Source organism: Streptomyces violaceoruber (assembly GCF_033406955.1).
In the GTDB taxonomy this organism is placed as follows: Bacteria; Actinomycetota; Actinomycetes; order Streptomycetales; family Streptomycetaceae; genus Streptomyces; species Streptomyces violaceoruber.
The window spans coordinates 7,071,401-7,095,731 of the sequence record NZ_CP137734.1 but is presented as its reverse complement, the minus strand read 5'-3'; the positions used below and the strand labels follow the sequence as shown (position 1 = coordinate 7,095,731).

Annotated in this window: 24 protein-coding genes; 11 read left to right on the top strand and 13 right to left on the bottom strand. The window is 73.1% G+C overall.

Going from position 1 to position 24,331, the window contains the following annotated elements; translation table 11 throughout:
• Positions 1-92: 92 nt before the first annotated feature.
• The gene (locus R2E43_RS31810) at positions 93-326 is read right to left on the bottom strand and encodes a hypothetical protein (RefSeq protein WP_191848756.1); all 234 of its coding nucleotides are present in this window, start codon (positions 324-326) and stop codon (positions 93-95) included.
• Positions 323-1,072, bottom strand: a complete 750-nt coding sequence (locus R2E43_RS31805; protein ID WP_332056776.1) for a class I adenylate-forming enzyme family protein — start codon at positions 1,070-1,072, stop codon at positions 323-325. The genes R2E43_RS31810 and R2E43_RS31805 overlap by 4 nt, the downstream gene beginning before the upstream one ends.
• A gap of 381 nt (positions 1,073-1,453) precedes the next feature.
• Here R2E43_RS31805 and R2E43_RS31800 point away from each other — a divergent pair, with 381 nt between their 5' ends.
• Entirely contained in the window at positions 1,454-3,772 is a 2,319-nt protein-coding gene (locus R2E43_RS31800) for a LuxR C-terminal-related transcriptional regulator (RefSeq protein WP_234328635.1), read from the top strand.
• 369 nt (positions 3,773-4,141) lie between these two features.
• On the opposite strand, the gene R2E43_RS31795 is transcribed toward R2E43_RS31800, so the two are convergent.
• Positions 4,142-5,014 (bottom strand): RNA polymerase sigma factor, encoded by an 873-nt coding sequence (locus R2E43_RS31795; RefSeq protein WP_332056775.1) that lies wholly within the window; start codon positions 5,012-5,014, stop codon positions 4,142-4,144.
• A gap of 304 nt (positions 5,015-5,318) precedes the next feature.
• Between R2E43_RS31795 and R2E43_RS31790 the strand changes: the two genes are divergently transcribed.
• From R2E43_RS31790 to R2E43_RS31780, 3 genes are all read left to right on the top strand, one after another.
• Positions 5,319-6,287, top strand: coding sequence for a DUF2637 domain-containing protein (locus R2E43_RS31790; protein ID WP_030865938.1), 969 nt, complete (start codon positions 5,319-5,321; stop codon positions 6,285-6,287).
• A 219-nt stretch (positions 6,288-6,506) separates the two neighbouring features.
• A complete protein-coding gene (locus R2E43_RS31785; RefSeq protein WP_016325728.1) occupies positions 6,507-6,719 on the top strand; it encodes a hypothetical protein in 213 nt (70 codons plus the stop codon).
• A 219-nt stretch (positions 6,720-6,938) separates the two neighbouring features.
• Positions 6,939-7,118 carry a hypothetical protein gene (locus tag R2E43_RS31780; RefSeq protein WP_003977493.1) on the top strand — a complete coding sequence of 60 codons (180 nt, stop codon included), beginning with the start codon at positions 6,939-6,941 and terminating at the stop codon, positions 7,116-7,118.
• Between the two features lie 58 nt (positions 7,119-7,176).
• On the opposite strand, the gene R2E43_RS31775 is transcribed toward R2E43_RS31780, so the two are convergent.
• Positions 7,177-7,917: an SDR family NAD(P)-dependent oxidoreductase gene (locus tag R2E43_RS31775; protein ID WP_003977492.1), complete on the bottom strand. Its 741-nt coding sequence runs from the start codon at positions 7,915-7,917 to the stop codon at positions 7,177-7,179.
• A 148-nt stretch (positions 7,918-8,065) separates the two neighbouring features.
• Here R2E43_RS31775 and lnt point away from each other — a divergent pair, with 148 nt between their 5' ends.
• Positions 8,066-9,640 carry an apolipoprotein N-acyltransferase gene (lnt, locus tag R2E43_RS31770; protein WP_003977491.1) on the top strand — a complete coding sequence of 525 codons (1,575 nt, stop codon included), beginning with the start codon at positions 8,066-8,068 and terminating at the stop codon, positions 9,638-9,640.
• Here the strand turns inward: lnt and R2E43_RS31765 are convergent.
• A complete protein-coding gene (locus tag R2E43_RS31765; RefSeq protein WP_106518774.1) occupies positions 9,564-10,469 on the bottom strand; it encodes a Gfo/Idh/MocA family protein in 906 nt (301 codons plus the stop codon). The genes lnt and R2E43_RS31765 overlap by 77 nt on opposite strands.
• Positions 10,470-10,482: 13 nt before the next feature.
• A complete protein-coding gene (locus R2E43_RS31760; protein WP_037666839.1) occupies positions 10,483-11,673 on the bottom strand; it encodes an FAD-dependent monooxygenase in 1,191 nt (396 codons plus the stop codon).
• A 102-nt stretch (positions 11,674-11,775) separates the two neighbouring features.
• Here R2E43_RS31760 and R2E43_RS31755 point away from each other — a divergent pair, with 102 nt between their 5' ends.
• The 3 genes from R2E43_RS31755 to R2E43_RS31745 all read left to right on the top strand — a co-directional run bounded on the left by R2E43_RS31755 (position 11,776) and on the right by R2E43_RS31745 (position 13,561).
• The gene (locus R2E43_RS31755) at positions 11,776-12,396 is read left to right on the top strand and encodes a TetR/AcrR family transcriptional regulator (protein ID WP_003977488.1); all 621 of its coding nucleotides are present in this window, start codon (positions 11,776-11,778) and stop codon (positions 12,394-12,396) included.
• Between the two features lie 42 nt (positions 12,397-12,438).
• Positions 12,439-12,951, top strand: coding sequence for a DinB family protein (locus R2E43_RS31750; protein WP_003977487.1), 513 nt, complete (start codon positions 12,439-12,441; stop codon positions 12,949-12,951).
• 103 nt (positions 12,952-13,054) lie between these two features.
• Entirely contained in the window at positions 13,055-13,561 is a 507-nt protein-coding gene (locus R2E43_RS31745) for a hypothetical protein (RefSeq protein ID WP_046247768.1), read from the top strand.
• A gap of 42 nt (positions 13,562-13,603) precedes the next feature.
• Here R2E43_RS31745 and R2E43_RS31740 read toward each other — a convergent pair whose 3' ends face one another.
• From R2E43_RS31740 to fabG, 5 genes are all read right to left on the bottom strand, one after another.
• Positions 13,604-14,155, bottom strand: coding sequence for a hypothetical protein (locus R2E43_RS31740; protein ID WP_003977485.1), 552 nt, complete (start codon positions 14,153-14,155; stop codon positions 13,604-13,606).
• Positions 14,156-14,281: 126 nt separating this feature from the next.
• Positions 14,282-14,965, bottom strand: a complete 684-nt coding sequence (gene ung / locus R2E43_RS31735) for a uracil-DNA glycosylase (protein ID WP_332056774.1) — start codon at positions 14,963-14,965, stop codon at positions 14,282-14,284.
• A gap of 73 nt (positions 14,966-15,038) precedes the next feature.
• Positions 15,039-16,625 (bottom strand): ABC transporter substrate-binding protein, encoded by a 1,587-nt coding sequence (locus tag R2E43_RS31730; protein ID WP_326654293.1) that lies wholly within the window; start codon positions 16,623-16,625, stop codon positions 15,039-15,041.
• Positions 16,626-16,833: 208 nt separating this feature from the next.
• On the bottom strand, positions 16,834-17,595 hold the full coding sequence (locus R2E43_RS31725) for an SDR family oxidoreductase (RefSeq protein WP_011027733.1): 762 nt from the start codon (positions 17,593-17,595) through the stop codon (positions 16,834-16,836).
• 43 nt (positions 17,596-17,638) lie between these two features.
• Positions 17,639-18,400 carry a 3-oxoacyl-ACP reductase FabG gene (gene fabG / locus R2E43_RS31720; protein WP_003977481.1) on the bottom strand — a complete coding sequence of 254 codons (762 nt, stop codon included), beginning with the start codon at positions 18,398-18,400 and terminating at the stop codon, positions 17,639-17,641.
• Between the two features lie 265 nt (positions 18,401-18,665).
• Between fabG and R2E43_RS31715 the strand changes: the two genes are divergently transcribed.
• A complete protein-coding gene (locus R2E43_RS31715; RefSeq protein ID WP_189282904.1) occupies positions 18,666-19,433 on the top strand; it encodes a hypothetical protein in 768 nt (255 codons plus the stop codon).
• A gap of 62 nt (positions 19,434-19,495) precedes the next feature.
• On the opposite strand, the gene R2E43_RS31710 is transcribed toward R2E43_RS31715, so the two are convergent.
• Both R2E43_RS31710 and R2E43_RS31705 read right to left on the bottom strand, forming a co-directional pair.
• Positions 19,496-19,879 carry a DUF3037 domain-containing protein gene (locus R2E43_RS31710; protein WP_016325735.1) on the bottom strand — a complete coding sequence of 128 codons (384 nt, stop codon included), beginning with the start codon at positions 19,877-19,879 and terminating at the stop codon, positions 19,496-19,498.
• A complete protein-coding gene (locus R2E43_RS31705; RefSeq protein WP_003977478.1) occupies positions 19,876-20,631 on the bottom strand; it encodes a HipA family kinase in 756 nt (251 codons plus the stop codon). The genes R2E43_RS31710 and R2E43_RS31705 overlap by 4 nt, the downstream gene beginning before the upstream one ends.
• A gap of 260 nt (positions 20,632-20,891) precedes the next feature.
• Here R2E43_RS31705 and R2E43_RS31700 point away from each other — a divergent pair, with 260 nt between their 5' ends.
• Positions 20,892-21,473 carry an ATP-binding protein gene (locus R2E43_RS31700; protein ID WP_231909116.1) on the top strand — a complete coding sequence of 194 codons (582 nt, stop codon included), beginning with the start codon at positions 20,892-20,894 and terminating at the stop codon, positions 21,471-21,473.
• A gap of 131 nt (positions 21,474-21,604) precedes the next feature.
• On the top strand, positions 21,605-24,322 hold the full coding sequence (locus R2E43_RS31695) for a helix-turn-helix transcriptional regulator (RefSeq protein WP_332056773.1): 2,718 nt from the start codon (positions 21,605-21,607) through the stop codon (positions 24,320-24,322).
• Positions 24,323-24,331: the final 9 nt, after the last annotated feature.

Here is a 24,331-nt window from a genome sequence, read left to right as displayed (position 1 = left end):
GGGCTGCCTTCGCGCTGCTCCGCAGCGACGGAACGGGCGTGAACCAGGCTGACGTCGTGGCTTCGGAAGGGGCGTGGCCGGGGGCACTGGGGCTAACCATCGCCACGCCCCCACGTCGCGAGGGCGGCCCGGGCCTGGCCGGGGTCGATGAGGGCAGCGAACTCCTCGCGTGCCACCGTCACGACTTCGTCGGCGGTGGGCCGCTGCCTCGGTGCGCACCGGTCGGCCGCGATCCGGACCGCTGCCTGGGCCAGGAGGACGTCGCGCTCGGCCTCGTCGAGCCTGTCGTCCTTGAGAGCGGTCAGGAGCTTCCGCCAGATGGTCAACGGGCACTTCCTGACGGCGGCGGCGCAGCAGGGCAGTCGGCCGCATCCGGGAATCCGCTGTCCGAGACGGCGGCGTGCCCGCCGGGGGTCAGCAGACAGGCACCGATGAGGATCACCGCGTTCAGGCCGTGCGTCGTTCCAGAGGCGGAGAACGGTGGCACTTGTGCGGGGTCGACGTGCGACGCGGTGTTGTCGATCAGTGTTCTGGCGGTCAGGGCGGCGGTGCGGAGCATGCGGTGGCTGAGTAGCGCCTCCTGGGCACCGGACGGCGTGTCCGGCGCTCGGACGGCGATGGCCGGGTCGTGGTCCCAGCGGTGGACCACGCCGGTGTGCCGAGGCCAGAACGTCACCTGGTCGAGGAAGTCGGGGCCGACCGGGATCAGTGTCGTGTCGCTCTTCCTCATCTCCTGCGAGGTCGTTTCGTCGGGAGCGGTGAAGACGAGTCGTGCGCCACAGGCCTCATGGCAGGGGTCCACGGTGGGTGTCCGGGTTCTGGGGTACACGGGTACGGCGACTGCTCCGGTGCGCAAGGCTCCGAAGTAGAGCACCGCGAAGGCCAGGGAACAGGGCAGTCTCAGCCCGACCCGGTCGCCGGGGCGCACCCCGTGGGCGCGTAGTCCGCCGGCGGCACGGGCACTGAGATCGTCCAGATCGGCATAGGTCAGGACTGTCTTCTCATCCTGCATCGCCAGCCCCTGCGGTTGCCGCTGGGCCATGTCCACCAAGGCCGTGGCGAGGTTACTCACGTCGATTCGCTTCCATACCAGGGGGCGCATCCGGTGTCTGCTCGGCAGCAGTTCGCGCCTGCCCCCTTCATCCGGCGCAGGAACGACTCTGCCCCCGCACGTGACCTCTGGGCGTGGACTTGTGGGCAAGATCGGTAGGTGGGGCAGGGCGATTACGTATGCGCTGGCCATACGTAGGTGCACATACGCATCCCCGAGGGGCCTCTTTCGGGGGATACGGAGGCGTACCCGCCGCGAGGCGCGGTCGTTGAACGCACGTAGTCGGACGGTCCGGTGTGACGGCGCCGGCGACTCGGCTCGAGCGCACCTGCGGATTCGAAACGTCAAGCACACCGTCGCTCGCGGCGTCGGATTCTCGTGCTGGCACAGAAGGGGGATGGCGTGACGCAGTGGACATGGGCCAGGCCGGGAGCGCGGAACGAGACCACCGGGTTCATCGGCCGTGCGGCCGAGTTGGAGGCCGTGCGGAGCGCGGTGACGCAGGCCAGGCTGGTCACGCTCACCGGCCCCGGTGGGGTCGGCAAGAGCAGGGTCGCGATGAGGGCCGCGCACCAGGCGGCGGTCGACTTCCCGGACGGCGTCAGCATCGTCGAACTGAGCGGTCTGCGGGACGCCGAGTTCCTGCCCAACACGGTGGCCACCGCGGTCGGTCTGCCCGAGATCGCTTCGACCGAGCCGATGGACCAGCTTCTCGGTCATTTCGCGGACAAGCAGGCATTGCTGGTACTGGACACCTGCGAACATCTGGTGGACGCGATGGCCGTCTTCGTGGACATCCTCTTGAGTCACTCCGCGGGGCTGGTGCTCCTGCTCACCAGCAGGCAGCCTGTGGCACTGCCCGGAGAGTGCGTCCTGCCCATCCCGCCGATGCCCACTCCCGAGGCGGACGCGGACGAACACGGCAATGACTCCCTGGCTCTGTTCGTCACCCGGGCGAAGGCAGCCCTGCCCACCTTCGAACTGAACACCGACAACCGCTCCGAAGTCGTCGCCCTCTGCCGTCGTCTGGACGGTATTCCGCTGGCCATCGAACTGGCGGCCGTGCGGTTGAGAACCATGACGCTTGAGCAGATTCTCGGCCGTCTCGACGACCAGTTCCGGCTCCTGTCGGGGGTGCGCACCGCCCAGGCCCGTCATCACACGCTTCGGACCACGATCGAGTGGAGCCACGAACTGTGCTCGCCTCCGGAGAGGGAACTGTGGGCAAGGCTGTCGGTGTTCGCCGGCGGCTTCACCCTCGGTGCCGTCGAAGAGGTCGCGGCCGGGGGTGAGCCGGCCGACTGGGACGTGGTGGACCTGCTGGGCGCTCTGGTGGACAAGTCGGTGGTGCAGCGGGTGGAAGGCGTCGGCGAGTACCGTTTCCGGATGCTGGACACCATCCGTGAGTACGGTGCCGAGCGGTTGGAGCACAGTGGCCTGAGACAGGAGTACGCGCGCCGCCATCAGGACTTCTTCCTGCGCATGGCCCGGCGGGCGGGCGAGGAGTGGCTGGGGGATCAGCAGGTCGAGTGGGGCGACCGGCTCGCCGCCGACTTCGACAACTTCCGGGTCGCGATGGACTTCGCGGTTGCCCACCCCTCGGACGGCGCCGGCTACGGACTGGTCAATGGCCTGTGGGGGCTCTGGCTGGGCAAGAGCCGCCTGACCGAGGCCCGGCGCTGGATCGAGAAGGCCCTCGTGGCCGAGCCGGAGCCGAGCGTCGAACAGGGAATCGCCCTCTACTACGGCGCCTACTACGGACTGATCCAGGCCGACCGTGAGACGGGCGACATGGTGCGGCGGTGCCGGGCCGTGGCCGAAGCGCTGGACGACGACTTCCTGCGCGCCCGGGCCCTGTACGTCGAAACGTACGAGATGCTCATGTGGAGCCGGGACACCGAACGTACCCTCGCTTCGTACGAGCAGACGCGCCAACTGCTCAAGGCGTCAGGCGATGTGTTCCCGCTGGTGGCCGGCTACATCAACACTGCGGTGTACCACGCAGCTCACGGCAATCCGGCCGGTGCCCTGCGGGACGTGGACGACTGCCTGCAGCATCTGTCGCACATCCCGCACGAACGGTGGGGACGCAACTACATGACGATCGCGCGGGTGCTCGCCCTCTGGGCGGACGGCAGCACGGCCGAAAGCCGGGAACTGGGCCGCAGAATGCTGCCCTCAGCCCTCGACCAGGGCGAAACGATGAGCCTGGCCGCCACGCTGGAATTCCTGTCCTGGTCCGCCTGCGGCGAACACGAACACGAGCACGCCGCGATCCTGCTCGGCGGAGCCGCCACGCTCTGGCGCCGCGTCGGCACCACGTTATGGGGAGTACGGGCGCTGAGCGCGCAGCATACGCAGGTGGAGAACACACTGATGCTCGGCCTCGGGGCGGAACGATTCACCCAGGTGTACACGTTCGGGACCCGCCTCCCGGTGCCGCAGCTGATCGACGTGGCCTGCGGGAACGCCCACGCCGATGACGCCGCACCGCCACGGCACCCTCACGACGGCAGCCCTCTGGGTCCTCTCACCCCGCGTGAGCGGGAGGTTGCCGACCTGATCGGTGAAGGACTCACCAACCGGCAGATCGCCGAACGCCTCGTCATCTCCAAACGCACCGCCGACACCCACGTCGAGCACATCCTCACCAAACTCGGCGTCACCTCCCGCACGCAGATCGCCGCGACCATCGGCCCCGGCAAACCGACAGAGGCTTGAGCCCTGCGCCCTCCGCGATGACCATGGTGGTCCGCGCCGGACCTTCGAACAGGGCTGTCGGCGGGCGAGAAGGTGAGCGGAACCCCTGCCCGATGAGTTCGCCGCGCCGTGGCGGTCCGGCGATCCGGCCTCAGGGCGACCGGGGCGAGGCGGCGCCGGTCTCGCGCAGGCAGATTGCACACAGGTGCGCGGGCCAACGCTTTACGCGGCGGGATGACCACCGCATCGGCACACCACGGGAGCCGTGATCGACACCCTCAGCGGCCCGTCCTGGGCGGTTTCGTTCGGATCATGAGGAATCGGCTGGGGCCGGACTGGCCGGACGGGGTGGGGCACTCGGTCTCCCGCTCGGGCCTCGCACGGTGGGGATCAGGTGCCGGCGGTGCTCGTGGAAGCCGGCTCGGCCGGACTACTGCCGCCTCGGGCGCGGGAGGTCCCGTGTGGCGCGGCCGGAACGTGAGAGTGGCCGTGAACGCGGGGGTGTGGTCCGGATGTTTCGTGCTGAGGCGCATGCGACAGCATGGACGCGGCAACGAGACCGCTCAGCAGCGCCACCGCACCGACGGCCGTCCGTGTGAGGAGGCGTGTGCGACGCTCGCTCTCGGCGCGCACCGCGCCGGCCGTGGGCACGGTCGCTGACGCGGCATCGTCCACCAAGGCCCTGACCTGTTCCCGCAGTCGGCTCACGTCCTCGCAGTCGGGGAACTGCTCCTGAAGGGCGGCGTGCGCGTGAAGCAGCCGCATCCGGGTGGCCGCGGGAGAGGCTTCCAGCTCCGCTGCCGCTTCGTCGATCGTCAGCCCCAGGCCGTCACACATCACGAGGGTGCGGCGGTGCAGAGGTCTCAGTCGCAGGATCGCGGTGCCCATCGGACCGTTCGGTGCGAGGGCGTCGCGCGTCACGGTCTCCCGGAACCGGTGCCACGGTGAGAGGGCGTACTCGTAGGCGCACCCGCGAACCCAGCTCACCGGGTCCGCGTGGACGGCGACCTCCGGCCAGCAGTCCCAGGCGCGGCAGAAGGCGTGGTCAACCGCCTCGAAGGCGCGTCCACGACGTCCGGTCAGCAGATGTGTCTGATGGACCAGATGCGGTGCGGTGTGCAGATAGAGCGCGTCGAACGCCGCCTCGGGCGTCGGGGCGGAGCGAAACGAATCTGCAGAACGTCCGGGCTCCCGCCGATCGGTGCCGACTGGTCCGACGGGCTGCTCCGTCACCCAGTCTGCGGGGCGCAGATGAGAAAGCAAACGAGGACTTCCTTCTGGTGGTGCGGAAAATGCCGTCCGTATGGGACAAACGGTGCGGGACGGTCAACGACCGACCCTGCGACGGGTCACCCGAACCACCGGGCGCACCCCGGCCGACCGCGCGCTTCCCTCGCACCGTTCACCCGTTTGCCGCACACCCGCCGAGGCGCAGAACCGTTACTCCGGGCATGACCAAGTACACAGGGGATGGGGTTCTCCGGCCGCCGGGGGACAGCGCGAACGACCGGCACCGGCCACGACCGGTCGGCACGGACCGGGAGATGGTCAGGTAACCCACGGCCTTATGCACCACGAACGCAGCACACACGACGCGCGCCGCCCGAACCACCCTCAGTACTTCCCCGGGCAGCCCCCGTTCGCGGACGGGAACGGCCAACCCTGGCCACACGTGGAAGAGTTCACTCCCGACACGGACATGGTCCTCGACCTCCACGCGACCGACGCGTACGCCGGACCTCTGGCGCCGCCGGACACCGACTGGGACCCCGCGGCGGAACTGGCATTCATGCTCCAAGGCACGCGGGAGCGGCGGCAGCCCACCGACTTCCACGAACCGGAGACCTCCCCGCGGCCGCCGGCGGACGGGGCACCGCAGGGAGACCCGTATCCGGCCACGGCGCCACTCGGACGCCGACGCCGTCCACGTCGCAGAGCGCGCCGTCGACGCGACATCAGCCCCCTGCGCGTCACCAGCCTGACGGCCGCCGCGCTGGCGGCCGTCGTCGCCTCATCCGTGAGCCTGCTCAGCGGGATGGCGTCGTACGAGCCGCTGCGCCTGACGGCCACCACCCAGGCCTCCGACGGCGTGGTGTCATGGTGGCCGATGCTGGTGTACGGCCCCTGGCTGGTGGCGTCGTTGGCCGTGCTCCGCGCCGCGCTGCACCGGCGCCGTGCCGTGCACTCGTGGGCCGTGGTCCTGCTGTTCTCGGCCATTGCGATGCTGCTGTGCGTCTTGCAGGCAGCCAGAACACCGGAGGACGCCGCGGCCGCCTCCTTGCCCGGTCTGGCCTCGCTGGTCTGCTTCCAACAAGTCGTCCGGCAGATCACGTTGAGCCGACCACCGCGGCGCGCCGCGCCCCGTCATCACCGTCCCTCCCAGGGTGACCGATCCACCGCCTCCGGCGAGGTGCGGAATCCGCGGGGCAAGGACGGGAACGGCCGTCGCCAGCCCTCCGCGCCGGGCACCGTGCGGAACCGCCCTCCGCAGGGAGCCGCCCCGGACCGGGGCCGTGCTCGGCCCACCAGACCCTGAACGGCCGGTGCGCGGCGGGGCGACGTCCACGCGGGCCCGGACCTCGTCGGCCGCGGCAGGCATGGAGCGGCTTGCGTGCGGGAGTGACGATCGGGCACAGGACGGCGAACCGACGTCGGCGAAGACGGGGGGAGCCGCCTGACCTCGTGTGGCGACGCCGGTTGGACGCGTCACCGGGCTCCCGCCGCTCCCGCCCCGCGCCGCCGACTGTCCTCGCGGGTGACGAGACCCACCGAAACAGTCCTGCCGGGCCGCTACCGGTCAGGGAGGATCCGCCACGTCACCGTCGACGAAACCGATCACCAACAGCTCGCCCTACTGGTCGCGGGCGCGAAAGCAGCCTGCTCTCTGCCCCTGATTCTCGACGAGCGCCACCCGCTGTTCCATGCTGCCTTGCCGGACAGCGACGGCGTGCTGCGTGCCAGGTGGTGACCAGGCCACCGCCGGCGCCGTGACCGACTCGTCGTTCTTGTGTCGGCGTACACGTCGAAGTACCCAGGTACGTATCGCATCGCGCTCGGCGTCGTCATCGTCGCCCCGGTCGCGACGGGTGCCCTCAGCCCGCACGCCGCGGAGTCCGCCGGCTGGCCGGAACTGTTTGTGTAGCCGTCCGGTAGCGCAGTGTCAGTGCTTGCCCCTAGGCTTGTCCGCATGTCCCCCGATTACGTGACGCCTGGTTCCGTGCGGTCCGCCGCGGAGCTGAACGATCAGATCCGCGCGCTGTGGCGGCGCGCGGGCGGGACCCTGTCGGCGCAGGAGCGCGTGGAGTACGAGTTGCTGGTGGTCGAGTGGGCGACCGCGATCCGCGGGCAGGTCGTCGAGGCGGCCTGAGCCGCGGGGCCGCCCCGGTGCTCGGCCCGGCCCCTCCCCGGACGCACCCGGGCCCCGGTCAGCGTCCGCCCGCCACCCTGAGCACCGTCCCCGTCGTGTACGACGCGTCGGGCGACAGCAACCAGGAGATCGCCGCGGCGATCTCCTCCGCCCGGCCCGCGCGTCCCATCGGCACCGCCGCCCCCATCCGGGCCGCCCGGCCGGCGTCCCCCGCCGCCGCGTGCATCCCGGTGTCGATCACCCCGGGCGCGACGGCGTTGACCCGGATCCCGTCCGGGCCGAGTTCCTTGGCCAGGCCCAGGGTCACCGCGTCGACCCCCGCCTTGCTCGCCGCGTAGTGGACGTACTCCCCGGGGCTGCCGAGGGTCGCGGCGCCCGACGACACGTTCACGATCGCGCCGCTCCCCCGCGGGGTCATCAGCCGCGCCGCCCGCCGGGCGCACAGCAGCACGCCCAGCAGGTTGACGTCGAGGACCCGGCGCAGGTCCGCGGTGTCGCTGTCGGCGAGCCGTCCCAGCGGGCCGGTCACAGCCGCGTTGTTGACCAGCCCCGTGACCGGGCCCAGCCGCTCCTCCGCCACGTCGAAGAGCCGCTCGACGTCGGCCTCGACGGACGTGTCCGCGCGCACCGCGACTCCGCGGCCGCCCGCGTCGCGCACCCCCGCCACGACCGTCTCGGCGGCCGTCGAGTCGCGCGCGTAGCCCACGACGACGTCGTGGCCGTCCGCCGCGAGGCGCAGACAGGTCGCCGCTCCGATCCCCCGGCTGCCGCCGGTGACCACTGTGATGGGCCGGGTCATGAGGTACCTCCACGTTTGATCGATCATCGATCATCCTAGGTGAGGGCTCACGCGCCGGACAGGCTTCGGTGTGATCAACTGAATCCGCCTCGCCGCGAGCGCACACTGTACGGATCACCGGGTACGGATCATCTGTAGGGAGGAGCCCATGAAGACGCTCGACCGCCGGCTCGCCTCCCCGTGGCGACGCTCCGGCCTCGCCGTGCTCGCCGGCGCCCTGCCCGTGCTCGCCTTTCCGGGCCCGGCCCTGTGGTGGTGGGCCTGGTTCGCGCTGGTCCCCTGGATCCTGCTGGCCCGGACCGCGCCGGGCGGGAAGCGGGCGGCGTACGACGGGTGGTGCGGCGGGTTCGGGTTCGTGCTGGCCATGCACCACTGGCTGCTGCCCAACCTGCACGTCTTCACGTTCGTCATCGCCGCGCTGCTCGGCGCGCTGTGGGTCCCGTGGGGCTGGCTGGTGCACCGGACCCTGGGCGGGACGCCCTCCTCGCGCCGGGTCGCCGCGGCGCTCGTCGTCCTGCCGTCGGGCTGGCTGCTGGCGGAGCTGGTCCGCTCCTGGCAGGGACTGGGCGGCCCCTGGGGGATGCTCGGCGCCAGTCAGTGGCAGGTCGCCCCCGCGCTGCGGCTCGCCTCGGTGGGCGGCGTGTGGCTGCTCAGCTTCCTGGTGGTCGCCGTCAACGCGGCCCTCGCCGTCCTCGTCGCCGTACGCCGGGCGAGGGTACCGGCCCTGGCCGGGCTCGTCGCCACGGCCGCGGCCACCTCGGCGGCCTGGGTCTGGTCGCCGCGCCCCGACACCGACGAGCGGGCCGCGATCGCCGTGGTGCAGCCCGGCGTGGTCGCCGGAGCGGACAGCGCCGACCGCCGGTTCGACCGCGAGGAGCAGCTCACCCGGCGGCTCGCCGACCGCGACCTCGACCTGATCGTCTGGGGCGAGAGCAGCGTCGGCTTCGACCTGGACGACCGGCCGGACCTCGCCCGGCGGCTCGCCGCGCTGTCCCGGGAGACCGGCGCGGACATCCTGGTCAACGTGGACGCGCGGCGCTCCGACAAACCCGGCATCTACAAGAGTTCGGTGCTCGTCGGCCCCCAGGGCCCGACCGGTGACCGGTACGACAAGATGCGGCTGGTCCCCTTCGGTGAGTACGTGCCGTTCCGGTCGCTGCTCGGCTGGGCCACCTCCGTCGGCAAGGCGGCGGGCGAGGACCGCAGGCAGGGCACCGAGCAGGTGGTGATGGACGTCGGCGACGGCCTGCGGATCGGGCCGATGGTCTGCTTCGAGAGCGCGTTCCCCGACATGAGCCGCAGCCTCGTCGCCGACGGTGCCGAGGTACTGGTCGCCCAGTCCTCCACCTCGACCTTCCAGCACACCTGGGCACCCGAGCAGCACGCCTCGCTCGCCGCGCTGCGCGCCGCCGAGACCGGCCGGCCGATGGTGCACGCGACGCTGACCGGCGTCTCGGCCGTCTACGACGCGAACGGCGCCCGGATCGGCTCCTGGCTCGGCACCGACGCGAGCGCGTCACGGGTGTACGAGGTCCCCGTCACCCACGGCACCACGCCGTACGTCCGCTACGGCGACTGGACGGTGTACGCGGCGCTGGGGATCCTCGCGGCCTGGGGCGCCGCCGAGGGCGTACGGACGGTGCGGCTCAGGCGGAACCGTCCGGCACGGCCCGGACCACCCGCTCGCACAGCTCATGGGTCGCCAGCGCGTCCCGGGCACTGAGCACCTCGCCGGAGCGCACCGCGTCGAGGAAGGCGAGCACCGCCTGCTCGATGCCGCGCTGCCGGGCCACCGGGACCCAGTCGCCGCGCCGCCGCACGGTGGGCTGGCCCTTGTGGTCGATCACCTCGGCGAGGTTGACCACCTGGCGCTTGGTGTCCTGGCCCGAGACCTCCAGGATCTCCTCGGCCGAGCCGCTGAGCCGGTTCATCACGCCGAGCGCGGTGAAGCCGTCCCCGGCGAGCTGGAGCACGACGTGGTGGAGCAGACCGCCCTCGGTACGGGCGCGCACGGTCACGTCGTCGACCGGTCCGGGCACCAGGAACCTCAGCGTGTCGACGACGTGGATGAAGTCGTCGAGGATCATCGTGCGCGGGTCCTCGGGCAGTCCGGTGCGGTTCTTCTGCATGAGGATCAGCTCGCGCGGGTGCTCGGCGCACTGGGCGTACCCGGGCGCGTGGCGCCGGTTGAAGCCGACGGCGAGGCTGGTGCCGCGCTCCTCGGCGAGGGTCACCAGGCGTTCGGAGTCGGCCAGTTCGTAGGCGAGGGGCTTGTCGACGTAGGTGGGTACGCCCGCCTCCAGCAGCCGGGTCACGATCTCGGGGTGGGCGGCGGTCGGCGCGTGCACGAAGGCGGCGTCCAGGCCCTGGGCGAGGAGCGCGTCGAGGTCGGCGTGGCGCTGCGCCGGCGGGATGCGCAGCTTGTCCGCGACCCGGGCGAGGGTGGCGGGGGTGCGGGTCTGCAGGTGCAGTTCGATCCCGGGGAGGGCGGCGAGCACCGGCAGGTAGGCCTTCTGCGCGATGTCGCCGAGTCCGATGCAGCCGACCTTCACGGGATGTGCTCCTCTAACGTTCGTTGTGCTCGCCGACCTGGGTCCGCCGGGAAGCATACGGGGGCTGCGGGGGCCGCCAGTCGGCGATGCCGTCGAAGCCGCGCAGGAGCAGGGCGGGACCGGCCTTGGACAGGGCGAGGATCGTGGCGTCGCGGACGGCGGTCCCGGCGCGGTTGCGCATCAGGTTGAGACGGGCGACCTTGACGGCCTTGCGGGCGATCGCGGTCGTGCGGGGCAGCCGGGCGGCCGTGTAGGCGGCGAGATCCTGGTTGTGGTGGGCGAGCACGATCGCGTCCTCGACGGCCTGGTTGCCGCCCTGGCCGAGGTTGGGCGGCATGGCGTGCGCGGCGTCCCCGAGGAGGGCGACCCGGCCGCGGTGGTAGGCCGGCAGCGGCTCCGCGATGTGGTGCACGTCGTGGCGCAGGACGTCCTCGGGGCGGGCGGCCGCGAGGACGGCGGGGATCGGGTCGTGCCAGTCGCCGTAGCGGTGCAGCAGTTCGGCCCTCTCGTCGGCCGCGTGCCCCGCGGCCGGGGCGACGGCGGCGGCGTAGGCGTATACCCGGCCGTCCTTGAGCGGATGTGTGCCCCAGATGCGGCCCCGGCCCCAGGTCTCGTGGGAGGCGAATGCCACGCCGGGGACGGGGATCACCAGCCGCCAGGTGGTGAAGCCGGAGTAGACCGGGCCCGGGTGGTCCGGGAAGAGCGCGCGGCGCACGACGGAGTGGATGCCGTCGGCCGCGACGACCAGGTCGGCCGCCAGCTCGCCCTCCGGGGTGCGGACCCTGGCCGGACGGTCGCGGTCACCGGGGTCGGCGACCGTCGCGTCGGCGGCCGTGCGGACGGCGTTTGGCGGCAGCAGCGCGGCGAGGCGTTCGACGAGGGTGGAGCGGTGGAGCAGCACCAGCGGACCGTCGAAGCGTGCCGCGGCCGCCTCGGCACTGGAGCGGGAGAGCCAGCGTCCGCCGGGGGTGCGCAGTCCGCCGTCGCCCTGCCATGCGGCGAGGTCGCGGATCTCGTCACCGAGGCCGATCACGTCCAGGGCGCGCAGGGCGTTGGGCGACAGCGAGATGGCCGCGCCGATCGGCCGGAGCGAGGGGGCCCGTTCCAGGACGGTGACCCGCAGGCCGCTGCGGTGCAGGGCGGCCGCCGCGGTCAGGCCGCCGATGCCGCCGCCGATCACGACGGCGCTCCTCGTACGTGTCATGGCTCTCCCCGGCCCTCTCCTCGACGCGAGGCACACTACAGATGTAGTAGCACCCGCCGCCGACTGTACTACAGCCGTAGTGAGACGGGTAGGTTGATCTCCATGTCCGCACACACCGCACCCTCCGGCCCCTCGGCGGGCGCCTCCCGGGCCGGCCTGGTCGCCGACGCGGCTCTGACCCTGCTGGCGGACCGCGGGATGCGCGGGCTCACGCACCGGGCGGTCGACGAGACGGCGGGGCTCCCCCAGGGCTCCACCTCCAACGTCGCGCGGACCCGGCAGGCGCTGCTGGAGCTGGCGGTGCGGCGGCTGGCCGACCGGGAGGCCCGGGTGCTGGCGCTGCACGAGATGCCGGACCCGCGGGCCGGCCTGGACGCCCTGGTGGACGCGCTGGCGCTGGCGACACACCGGGCGCTGACCCGTAACCGGGCGCTGACGCTGGCCCGGTACGAACTGGCGCTGGAGGCCACGCGCCGCCCGGAGCTGCGGGCGCACTTCGACGCCGCGGGCGCCCGATTCCGGGAGCAACTGGGCGCCCTCGTCACCGCGATGGGCTCCGCCGACCCGGCCCGCCACGTCCTGACGCTGGTCGCCTGGGCGGACGGCCTGATGTTCAGTTGCGTGGCCGGGACCTTCCACGCCGAGGTGCCGGGCCTCGAAGAGGTGCGGTCGGGGCTGCGGGAACTCCTCGCGGGGATGCTGGGCAGCGTGCCGGACAGCTGAAAACTCCTGGTGGGACCCGCCGTTCTGAGCGAGGATGCCGCCATGACGACCGAACGCCACGAACCCGCCGTCGACGCCGACGAACGCACCATGCTGGAGGGCTGGCTCGAATACCACCGGCAGACCCTCGCCTGGAAGTGCGAGGGACTCACCGACGAGCAGTTGCGGACGGCCGCCGTCGCACCGTCGACGTTGTCCCTGATGGGACTCGTCCGGCACATGGCGGAGGTGGAGCGCAGCTGGTACCGCAGGGTGCTGGCGGCGGAGGACGCGGGCCCGATCTACTACTCCGACGAGGACCCGGACGGCGAGTTCCGGCTCACCGGGGCGGACACCTTCGCCGAGGCCCGCGCCACCTGGCAGGCCGAGATCGAGGCGGCCCGCCGCAACGCGGCCGGCGTCCCCCTGGACGCACCGACCCGGGGCAAGCACCTGCGCACCGGCGAGCGCTACACCCTGCGCTGGATCCACACCCACATGATCGAGGAGTACGCGCGTCACAACGGGCACGCGGACCTGATCCGCGAACGCCTGGACGGCGCCACGGGCGACTGACGTCACCCCGGGTCGCCCACGGGACTCCGTACGGGGGCGGAGATCACCCGTGCGGGGCAACCTGCGCTTGTCCGGCGCCGGTCGTGACGCCCGAACCAGCAGAGTGGCGCGGGTGCATCGAACGACGACCACCGCAACGCTTCTCGTGACCGTGGCTGTCTCGGCCCTGACCGGCTGTACGACGGTCCGGGGCCCGGCCGCGGCCGACCCGTCCGCGGTCGGCGCCCGCTCGTCCGCGCCACGTCCGGACGGCCCGGCCGAGCCGCGGGTGGTGCAGGCCCCGGCGCGGGAGGCGCTGGAGATGATCGGGCCCTCCCCGACCCCGGAACACGCCACCGGAGAACCCCGCCGGACGAAGGCCCCGGCGCCCCCGCCCGCGCGGCACCGGCTCCCGGCCGCCGGTGCCACCGAGCGGCGGCCCGCCGCTCCGGCGGCTCCCGAGCCCACCCGTGCGCCCGCGACCCACCGGCCGCGGGTGCCCGAACTGCCCGGCGGGACCGGCGCTGGCACCGGCGGGAAGGCGGACGTGTGCTCCCTCGGCAAGCAGTACGGCGGCTGGCGGCCGGGCAGCCCCGAGGCCCGCATCTGCGAGCACGCGTACGGCCACTGAACCCAGCCGTGCCACGGTGACCGGCCGGGCGCCGGGCCGGACCTAGGGCCGCTGCCGCGGCGGTCGGCCCCGCCCCTGGGGGCCGTCGGGACGGCCGGACCCGTCGGCGCCCCGGCCGGCGCCGTCCAGACGCAGCTCCAGCCGGTCGATCGAGGCGCGTACGCCCTCCCCGTAGCGCCCGGGGGCGAGGGTCTCGGCGGCGGCACGGGCGTGTCTCAGGTGCAGCCGGGCCGCCTCGCGGTGACCGAGCCGGTCGTAGTCGGCGGCCAGGTTCAGGTGGAGCGAGGGGTAGAGGGCGCGGGCGGCGGGCGTACCCTCGCCCCGGCCGGCGGACGGGTCCCCCGTCAGTTCCTCGGCGGCCGACAACGCCCGCAGGTCCCAGGCCAGTTCCTCCTGCGGGTCGTCCTGGGTGTCGGCCAGGTAGTGGGCCAGCGTGCAGCGGTGCAGGGCGTCGCCGTGCTCGCCGATCTCCGCCCACAGGGCGAGGAAGCGGTGCCGGGCCTCCTCGCGGTCGCCCGCGTGGTGCAGCATGGCGACCTGGCCGATCCGCGTCAGCACGGCATCCGGCGCCGCCTGCTCCTGTCCCTTCGCCACCGCGTCCTCCGTGCCCTCGTCGGGTGTCCCGACGACGCTAACCGCACGCGCCCGCTTTCCCGGTCAGGCGGCACCGGGGTGTGCGCGGGCCGGCCGGTGACGGACCGGCCCGAGCGCCGGGCCGGCTCAGCCCAGGTTCGGAATGGTCCAGTCGATCGGCTCGTGGCCCTGCCCGGCGACCGCCTCGTTGATCTGCGTGAAGGGGCGGGAGCCGAAGAACTTCTTCGCGGACAGCGGCGAGGGGTGCGCGCCCTTGACCACGACGTGCCGCGCCTCGTCGATCAGCGGCAGCTTCTTCTGCGCGTAGTTGCCCCACAGCACGAACACCGCGGGGTCGGTCCGGGCGGCCACCGCGCGGATCACCGCGTCGGTGAACAGCTCCCAGCCGCGGGACTTGTGCGAGTTCGCCTCGCCGACCCGGACCGTGAGCACCGCGTTGAGCAGCAGGACGCCCTGCTCCGCCCACGGCATCAGATAGCCGTTGTCCGGGATCGGGGTGTCCAGCTCCGCGTGCATCTCCTTGTAGATGTTCCGCAGGGACGGCGGGACCTTCACCCCCGGCCGGACCGAGAAGCACAGCCCGTGCCCCTGGCCCTCGCCGTGGTACGGGTCCTGGCCGAGGACCAGCACCTTCACCCGGTCGAACGGCGTGGCGTCCAGCGCGGCGAAGACCTCCTCGCGCGGCGGGTAGACGGGGCCGTTCGCCCGCTCCTCCTCGACGAACTCCATCAGCTCCTTGAAGTAGGGCTGCTGCAGCTCGCCGCCCAGCACCTCGCGCCAGGATTCGGGCAGCATGGCGATGTCGGTCACGTCAACTTCCTTACGGTGTGCGGTGGCTTCCAGTGACCAAGAACCTACCGCCGACCACTGACAACGGGAGCGGCTACCAGCTCGTCTTCCGCTGGAGCTGCCACATCATCATGATCGTCGACGGGTCCAGGGCCTGCTCCGCGCCCGAGATGTCCGTGCTGGCGGCCACGTACTGCTTGCCCTGCCACAGCGGCAGCAGCCGCGCGTCGTTCACCATGATCTGCTGCGCCTGCTCGAACTCCCGCTCCACGTTGGCGCGGTCGCTCTCCCGGCGGGAGCGCGGCAGCAGGTCGCCGGTGATCTTCGGGGTGAGGTACGGCGTGCCGAGCGCGTTCTGCTCCCCGACGAAGGGCGCGATGAAGTTCTCCGCGTCCGGGAAGTCCGGGGACCAGCCACGTCCGAACACCGGGTACTCGCCCTTCTGGTATCCGGCGACGTACGTCTTCCAGGGACGGCTCTTGAGGGTGACGTCGAACAGCCCGGAGGCGTCGAGCTGCCGCTTGATCTCCTCGAACTCCTTGGCCGTCTCGGAGCCGTAGCGGTCGGTGGTGTACCAGAGGGTGAGCGGGACCGGCTCGGTGATGTCGGCGTCCCGGAGGATCTCGCGGGCCTTGGGGATGCTGGGGTCGCCGTAGTCGTCGAAGAAGCCCGTGGTGTGACCGGTGAGGCCCTTGGGGACCATCGAGTACAGCGGGTCGACGGTGTCCTGGTAGATCTTGTGGGCGATCACCGTCCGGTCGATCACCTGCGCTACGGCCTGGCGCACTTCCTTGCGCCCCGCCCACGGGTCCTCGGGGTTGAAGACGAGGTAGCTGATCTCCGTACCGGTGCCCTCGACCAGCTGGAGGCCCTCCTCCTTGCCCTCCTTGCCCTGGAGGGTGATGACGTCGTCGGCCGCGAGGCCCCGGTAGGTCACCTGGATGTCTCCGTCGCGCAGCGCCTTCACCATGCCGGCGGAGTCCTTGAAGTAGCGGACGGTCACGGCCTTGTTCTGCCGTTCGGCGAAGCCCTTGTAGCGGTCGTTGCGCACGAGTTCGGCCCGCTCGCCGTCCTCGTAGGACTTGAGTGTGTACGGGCCCGAGCCCACGACGCCGCTGCCCTCCCGCAGGGCGTCCGCGGGGTAGTCGCCGGGGGCGACGATCGACATGGCGGGCGTGGCGAGCACGAACGGGAAGGTGGCGTCGGGCTTGTTGAGGTGGAAGACGACCTCGCGTTCGCTGGGCGCCTGGACCCGTTCGAGGCTGCCGAGCAGGCCGGCCGGTCCACCGTTGACGTCGATGTCCTTGATCCGGTCGATCGAGTACTTGACGGCCCGGGCGTCGAGGGCGTCGCCGTTGGAGAAGGTCAGGCCCTCGCGCAGCTCGCAGCGGTACACCCGGTTCGAGGTGTCGGTGAACGCGCACTGCTCGGCGGCGTCGGGCTGCGGCGCGGTGGCACCGCTCGGGTAACTGAGCAGCGTCTGGTAGATGTTCCGGAACAGCTCCCACGAGCCGTCCCAGGAAGCGGCCGGATCGAGGGTGCTGGGGGCGCTGGTCGTCCCGACGACGATCGGCTCCTCGTCCTCCGGACCGTCGGAGGACAGGATGCCGCATCCGGTGACCAGTGCCGATATGGACACGATGGCCGCGACCCGCCGCAGGCCCCGCTTCCGGTTGAACACGCGCACGCTCCTCGATCCGCCGTACCAAGGTCGGCAGACCATACCGCAGCGCCACGCCCCCTGAACCCCCTTCTGAACAGGGGTTTTGATCATTTGGCGATGACTACGTTGTCATCGTGCACCGGGTTCCGATACGCGGACACGGGCGCCGTTTTCGTCAACGGCGCCCGTGTCCGGGGGCGATCTTGAGGGGTCCTCGTGGGCGAGATCAGGCCACGCCGGCGTTCAGGAAGATGCCGCCGTCGACGACGAGCGTCTGACCCGTGACCCAGGCGGACTGCTCCGAGGTGAGGAACTCGGCGGCGCCCCCGATGTCGGAGGGCACGCCGAGCCGGCCCAGCGGGTAGCCCGCGGCGGCCTCCTCCTCACGCCCCTCGTACAGGGCGGCGGCGAACTTGGTCTTCACGACCGCCGGGGCGATCGCGTTGACCCGCACCCGGGGGGCGAACTCGTGCGCCAGCTGCGCGGTGAGGTTGATCAGCGCGGCCTTGCTGACGCCGTACGCGGCGATGAAGGGCGAGGGTGAGAGGCCCGCGACGGAGGCGATGTTGACGATCGCGCCGCCGTTGTCCTTCTGCCAGGCGTGCCACGTGCGCTGGGCGAAGCCGAGCGCCGAGATCACGTTGGTCTCGAAGACCTTGCGCGCCACGTTCAGGTCGAGGTCGGCGATCGGGCCGAACACCGGGTTGGTACCGGCGTTGTTGACCAGGAAGTCGACGCGGCCGAAGGCCTCCATCACGCGCTCGACGGCGACGGCCTGGTGGGCCTCGTCGTGCGCCTTGCCGGCGACGCCGATGACCCGGTCGGGGCCGAGCCGGTCGACGGCCTCCTTCAGCGCGTCCTCGTTGCGGCCGGTGATGCAGACCCGGTCGCCGCGCGCGACGAGTGCCTCGGCGACGCCGTAGCCGATGCCGCGGCTCGCGCCGGTGACGAGCGCGACCTTGCCGGAGGGCTCGGGCAGTTCAGTCATGTCAGTGTTCCCAACCGTTCCTGGTCTCCGTGTTCCGTCTTCCCTAGTCGAGCGGTCCGCCGGCCACGTACAGGACCTGGCCGGAGACGAAGCCGGCGGCCTCGCCGGTGAAGAAGGCGATGGCGTTGGCGATGTCGTCGGGCTCACCCACGCGCGCGACCGGGATCTGGGTGGCGGCGGCGGCCTTGAAGTCGTCGAAGCCCATGCCGACGCGGTCGGCGGTGGCCTTCGTCATCTCGGTGGCGATGAAGCCGGGGGCGACGGCGTTGGCGGTCACGCCGAACTTGCCCAGCTCCTTGGCGAGGGTCTTGGTGAAGCCCTGGAGACCGGCCTTGGCGGCGGAGTAGTTGACCTGGCCGCGGTTGCCGAGGGCGGAGGAGGAGGACAGGTTGACGACACGGCCGAACTTGGCGTCCACCATGTGCTTCTGGCAGGCCTTCGTCATCAGGAAGGCGCCGCGCAGGTGCACGTTCATGACGGTGTCCCAGTCGGAGACGCTCATCTTGAACAGGAGGTTGTCGCGCAGCACGCCCGCGTTGTTGACGAGGATCGTCGGCGCGCCCAGCTCCTCGGCGATGCGCGCGACGGCCGCCTCGACCTGTGCCTCGTCGGAGACGTCGCAGCCGACCGCGATCGCCTTGCCGCCGGCCGCGGTGATCTTCTCCACGGTGTCCTTGCAGGCGGCCTCGTCGAGGTCGATGACGGCGACGGCGCGGCCCTCGGCGGCCAGTCGTACGGCGGTGGCGGCGCCGATGCCGCGCGCGGCTCCGGTGACTACGGCGACCCGCTGCTCAGTGGTGGACATTCGCTGCTTCTCCTCGTCCTGGGGATGCGGCCCGTGCGGAGCGTGCGCCCTGCGGTGAGCGACCGCTTAGTACCTTCCGCAGACGTGACGCTAGAAGCCCTGGCACCCGGTGTCAACGGGACACCGGGCCGGTGTGATCCATTACCTGGTCCCCGCCCCGCGCCGTTCCCCTCGGTCGCCCGATCGGCCCAGCGCTGCGGGCCGCCCGGCCGCCCGGCCCCTAGCGTCGAAGCGCGAGCCACCCGTGGCCGGAAAGGAGGCGTCCATGCGCCGTCGAACCGGTGCAGCAGGCATAGCAGTCGCGATCGCCGCGATCGTGCCGCTGGCCGACCCCGCACCCGCCCAGGACCTCAACGCGAGCCTGGAGCCGGACTGCCGGAGCTTCACCTACCAGGAAGCGGTGACGATCGGGCTGGAGGAGGATCCGGGCAGCCCGGACCCGCTCTGCCCGGACTCGGAGTACGAAGACCCGTCCGCCGAGGCCCCACCGGACGCGGGCCGGACCGAGGACGGCCGGCTCGATGCGGGCGGAGCCGGCGACGGGCGCCTCGACGGAGGTCTGCCCGACGGAAGCGGACCGGGCCAGGCCCGGCCGGACGAGAACGGCCCCGACGGAGGCGGGCCGGGCCAGAGCCGGCCCGACGAGGGCCGCCTCGACGGGGGCCGCCCCGACCAGGACCGGCCCGGTCAGTCGCACTCCGCCGGCCGGGGTCCGTTCGACCAGGGCGGGATCCGGGAGGCCCGGGAGGCGGACGACGGCGCGGGCGGCGCTGCCCGTCCGGGCCGGGACCAGCTCCCGACGATCTCCGCCACCTCCATGCCGCGTCCGGCCACCACGGCCCCGGCCCCGGTCGTCACCACGCCGGCACCCGCGGCCTCCCCCGCCGTGACGCCGACGCTCGGCACACAGGGCGGCCTCGGCGGCGCGTCGGGCACCGGTCCCAGCGACTGGGACATCGGCATCGGCCTGAGCTTCGTCACCGGCGCCGTGCTCGCGACCGGCTACGTGATCAGGCGCCGCCGACGCGTCTGACGCACGGACCGGACAGCGCGTGCCGGACAGCGCGTGCCGAAACGTCCGGGCGGGCCCCGCCCCTACCGCACCAGCAGCTCGAGAAGCCGTTCCGTCTCGGCCGCCGGGTCGGCCGTGAGGCCGGTGTGGACGGGGCCCGGCTGGACGACGGTCGACCGGGGTGCGATCAGCCAGCGGAACCGGCGGCCGGGATCGTCCTCGGCCGCCTGGCCCGCCGCGTCCCCTCCGGCGCACACGCCCTCCACGGCGCGCAGCGCCGCGCGCACCCCGGGCAGGTCCACCCGCGGGTCGAGGGCCAGCAGCCGGTCCTCGTCGAGGTGGGTGCGGGCACCGACGTAGGACCTGGCACGGCAGTAGACGAGTACGCCGGCGTTGACGCACTCCCCGCGCTCGACGCGCGGCACGACGCGCAGCAGCGCGTACTCGAATACGTGGCGGTCGCTCACCGCACCCCCTTGACGCGTTCGTGGATCGTGGCGGCCCGGGCGAGCAGCGGCCCGGCGTAGGCGCGGCGCAGGTCGTCGGGTGTGGCGAAGCCGGGTTCGTCCCGCAGCCAGACGTCCGGGATCTCGGCGGTGACCTCGGCGAGGAGTTCCTCGGTGACCAGCGGTGCGAGCGCGGCGGCGGCCGAGCCGACGTCCGGCGCGAAGCGCGCGAGGGCGTGGTCGGCGGCGTCGTAGGGGCGGGCGGCGGATGTCTCTGCGCCGGGCCAGTTGTGGTGCCAGATCATGGTGGCGCCGTGGTCGATGAGCCACGTCTCGCCGCGCAGGCGCAGCAGGTTGGGGTTGCGCCAGGAGCGGTCGACGTTGTTGACCAGCGCGTCGAACCAGACGATCCGTCCGGCCTCCGCCGCGCTCACCTCAAAGGCGAGCGGGTCGAAGCCGAGCGCGCCGGAGAGGAAGCCCATGCCCAGGTTGGTGCCGCCGCTGGACTTGAGCAGTTCCTGCACCTGCTGGTCGGGCTCACCGAGCCCGAGCACCGGGTCGACGTCGACGGTCACCAGTCGCGGCACCCGGAAACCCAGCCGGCGGGCGAGTTCGCCGCAGACCACCTCGGCGACCAGCGTCTTGCGGCCCTGACCCGCGCCGGTGAACTTCAGGACGTACGTGCCGAGGTCGTCGGCCTCGACGAGTCCCGGCAGCGAACCGCCCTCACGCAACGGCGTGATGTAGCGGGTCGCGAGGACCTCTCTCAACACTTGTGCCGGCCACCCGTCTCTTCAGCCCTGCCCGTCCCCGCGGGGAGGCTTCCCCCGGACCTGGAGTGAGCATAGTGACCGCGGGTGACCGTCGGCGAGACCGGCCCGGGCCCGCGCCCTGCGGAGGGCTTTTCTTACGTATCCGTAGCGCCCGGGCCCGTATGTACGCGCGGTGGCCGCGGTCCCTAGGTTGCCGTCATCGGCCGGCCGCGCCTTGGCGCGTGCCCGTTTCCCGCCGCACTTCGCACCAGGAGCCTGCCTTGGCCAACTCGGTCTTCGATCCGTGTCCCACGGCGTCGCGGACGGCGTCCTTCCTCCTTCCCGCCGTGCCCGCGGCCGTGCGCGAGGGACGCCGCCGTGTCCGTACGACGCTGCTCGGCTGGGGCCTCGGCCTGGACGAGGACTCCAGCTGGTCACTCACCGTGGTCTGCGGCGAGCTGCTCGTCCGCGCGGTACGGCGGGCCGCCGGGGGGCCGGCCGGGCGGCTCGCGGTGGGCGTCGACGTGGAGGGCGACCAGGTCATCGTCGACGTGCTCGAACTGCTCGACGGCGCCCCGCCCTCGGCCCGCGTGCGGGCCGAGCCTCCCGGCCCGCACGGCGAGGACGGCTGGGCCCTCGCGCTCGTCGGCGCCCACTGCACGGCGCACGGCACCGAGCACACCCCGGCGGGCCCCCGCTGCTGGGCCGTCGTCACCCTGCCCGCCGGGGCGTTCCCGGGCCGCCCGTCGGACGTGGAACGCCTGGGGAGCACGCGCTGGGTCGTGGAGCCTGCGGGGGCCGCCCTTGCCCGGGCGGGAACCCGCGTGCTGAGGATGGGGCAGGAGAACGTCCCGTTCGCCTAGGACGCCCGCCCGGCCCGGCGGGGCGGGGCGGCGCGTCCTCGGGCCGGACGGGGCGAACGGGCCGAAGGGGCCGAACGGGGCGAACGGGCCGAACGGGCCGAACGGGCCGGAGGAAAGCGATGGTCGACGACATGGCCGCTGTGCAACGGTCCCCCTGGCTGGCTCCCCTGCGTCTGGCGCTCGGCGGAAGCGGCTCGGTCCTCGTCCTCGTGGAGGGCCCGGCGGGCCTGGGCAAGAGTCGTGCGCTGCACCGGCTGAGCGGCCTGCCGGAGGCGGCCGCGGCCCGTCGGGTCCTGTGGCGGTGCGGTACGGCGCAGGAGCGGCCGGAGACGGGCGGGGGCGCCGCCCTTCTGCTGGTGGACGACGTGCACCGGGCGGCACCCGAGGAGAGGGAGTGGCTGCGCGGGGTCCTGGAGCGGCCGTGGGAGGGGCTGGCGGCCGTACTCGCCTACCGCCCCGAGGAGTTGGGCACCTGCGGTCTGCCGCTGGGCGTCCCGGCCGTTTCCTATCCTCCGGCTCTCGCGGTCTTCCGGCACCGGCTGCGCGTCTGGAGCGTGGACCGGGTGCGGCGGGCCGCCTCGGAGGCCCTGGGCGAACGGGCGACGCCCGAGGCGGTCGCCCGGCTGCACGCGTGCTCCGGCGGGGTGCCGCAGGTGGTGGCCGACCTGCTCGGCGTGCTGCGCGCGGGCCCGGGTTCCCGGTGCACGGCCGCCGACGTGGACGCGGCCGGCGTTCCGGTGCGGCTGGCCGAACTGGTGCTGAGCCGTACGGACGCGCTGGCCCCCGCGGACCGGCCCGTCGTGTGGGCGGCCGCGGTGCTGGGCGAGGCGGCCGCCCGGGACGAACTGCTGTCCGTGGCCGGGACGGACCCGGCGCGCGGCCCTGCGGCGCTGCTCGCGGCCCTGGCCCGCGCGGCGCTGTCGGAGGTGTCGCAGGGACGCTACGGCTTCGCCGTGCCGCTCGCCGCGACCGCCGTGCGCGAGCGGGTGCCCGGGCCGGTGCGCGAGGAGTTGCACGGGCGGGCGGCGCGGGTGCTCGCCCGCCGCCGGCCGGTGCCGTGGTCGGAGGTGGCCCGGCACCGGGGGGCCGCCGGCCGGCGCAAGGGCTGGCTCAGGGCGGTGGAGAAGGCCGCGCTGGCCGCGGTGGCGCAGGGCCACCACGAGGAGGCGATCGGGCTCCTGGAGCGGACGCTGGCGGTGCCGGAGGTCCCGGCGCGGTTCCGGGCCCGGCTGGCGCCGCTGCTGGCCCGCAGCGCGGTGGTCGGGCTGCGCTCGGACCGGACGGTGGAGGTGCTCACCCAGGCCGTCCGCGATCCCGGTCTGCCGGTGGACGTCCGGGGACAACTGCGGCTGGACCTCGGCCTGATGCTGGCGAATCAGGTCGGGGACCTGGCCGCCGGGATGCGCGAGCTGGAGTCGGCGGTCGAGGAGCTGGGCGAGGTGCGTCCGGCGCTCACCTCCCGGGCGATGGTGGCGCTGGCCATGCCGGAGTGGCCGACGGGGACGCTGGCGGGGCACCGGGAGTGGCTGCGCCGGGCCGCCGGGCTCGCCCACGCCGGTGACAGCGAGGTGGCGCGGGCCGCCGTCGCCGCCAACCACGCCTCGTTGGCCGTGGCCTGCGGTGACCCGCGGGCCCGGGAGCTGGTGGCGGCGCTGCCCGTCGAGGGTGCGCCGGCGGGCTGCCGGGAGCACGCGGCGCGGGGCCTGTGCAACGCCGCGGACGCCGCGCTGTGGCGGGGGTCGTACCAGTGGGGCGAGGAACTGCTGTCGGCGGGGCTCGACCTCTCGGCCCGTATCGGAGCCTCGTACACCGAGCAGACGGCGCAGGGCACCCGCCTGCTGCTGGACTGGTGGTCCGGGCGGTGGGCGGGGCTGGGTGAGCGGTGCGAGCGGTTCGTCGCCGAGACCGCCGACATGCCCGTGGTGGCGGCGGACGCCCACCTGGTGCGGGGCATGCTGGCCTTCGCCCAGGGGGACTGGACCGAGGCCGTGCACTGGCTGACCGCCCTCGGGGCGCCCGCGCCGGAGTGCACGCGGATGCCGCTGGCCGCGGCCACGGCGGGGACGCTGATCCGGCTCGCCCTGGTCCGCGGCGATTCGCCGGCCGCGGCGGAGCAGGCCGGGGCGGCCTGGACGGCCGTGTCGGACAAGGGCATCTGGGCGTGGGCCGCGGAGCTTGCCCCCTGGGCGGTGGAGGCGGTGGCCCGGGCGGGGGACGTGGCGGCCGCCCGCCGGATGGCCGCGGAGTTCGTCCAGGGACTTCAGGGGCAGGACGCGCCGTCCGCCCGGGCGGCCGTCGTGTGGAGCCGGGCCGCGCTGGAGGAGTGCGAGGGCCGCCACCGGGAGGCGGCCGGGTCGTACCGGAAGGCCGCGGCGGCCTACCGGGAGCTGCCCCGTCCCTACGCCTGGGCCCTGACGACGGAGGGCGCGGCACGCTGCTCACTCACCGGCGGAGCGGGAACCTCCGGGGCGGCCGGGGACCGTTCGGACGGTGCCGCCGGTGCGGACGGCGGGCGGGCCCAGGCCGTCGCGTCGTTGCGGCGCTGTGTCGAGCAGTACACGGAACTCGGCGCGGTCTACGACGCCGCCCGGGCCCGTACCCTGCTGCGCTCGCACCAGCCCCCGCAGGCCCGCCGCCCGGGCCGTCCCGCGTTCGACGACCGGCTCTCCCCCCGGGAGCGGGAGGTGGCGGAGCTGGCGGCCCGCGGACTGATGAACCGTGAGATCGCGGTGGTGCTGCACCTCTCGCCGCGGACGGTGGAGCAGCATGTCGCCCGAGCCATACGGAAGACCGGCGCCCTCTCCCGGCGCGACCTCCTGCGCACGGAGAAGAACGCCGGTCCTCCTTGAGGTCCTCGA

Bases quoted from the DNA above. Each gene is read 5' to 3' on its own strand.
- R2E43_RS31790 (WP_030865938.1), top strand. From the start codon at position 5,319: ATGCACCACGAACGCAGCACACACGACGCGCGCCGCCCGAACCACCCT.
- R2E43_RS31780 (WP_003977493.1), top strand. From the start codon at position 6,939: ATGTCCCCCGATTACGTGACGCCTGGTTCCGTGCGGTCCGCCGCGGAG.
- R2E43_RS31775 (WP_003977492.1), bottom strand. From the start codon at position 7,917: ATGACCCGGCCCATCACAGTGGTCACCGGCGGCAGCCGGGGGATCGGA.
- lnt (WP_003977491.1), top strand. From the start codon at position 8,066: ATGAAGACGCTCGACCGCCGGCTCGCCTCCCCGTGGCGACGCTCCGGC.
- R2E43_RS31760 (WP_037666839.1), bottom strand. From the start codon at position 11,673: ATGACACGTACGAGGAGCGCCGTCGTGATCGGCGGCGGCATCGGCGGC.
- R2E43_RS31755 (WP_003977488.1), top strand. From the start codon at position 11,776: ATGTCCGCACACACCGCACCCTCCGGCCCCTCGGCGGGCGCCTCCCGG.
- R2E43_RS31750 (WP_003977487.1), top strand. From the start codon at position 12,439: ATGACGACCGAACGCCACGAACCCGCCGTCGACGCCGACGAACGCACC.
- R2E43_RS31725 (WP_011027733.1), bottom strand. From the start codon at position 17,595: ATGACTGAACTGCCCGAGCCCTCCGGCAAGGTCGCGCTCGTCACCGGC.
- fabG (WP_003977481.1), bottom strand. From the start codon at position 18,400: ATGTCCACCACTGAGCAGCGGGTCGCCGTAGTCACCGGAGCCGCGCGC.
- R2E43_RS31715 (WP_189282904.1), top strand. From the start codon at position 18,666: ATGCGCCGTCGAACCGGTGCAGCAGGCATAGCAGTCGCGATCGCCGCG.
- R2E43_RS31695 (WP_332056773.1), top strand. From the start codon at position 21,605: ATGGCCGCTGTGCAACGGTCCCCCTGGCTGGCTCCCCTGCGTCTGGCG.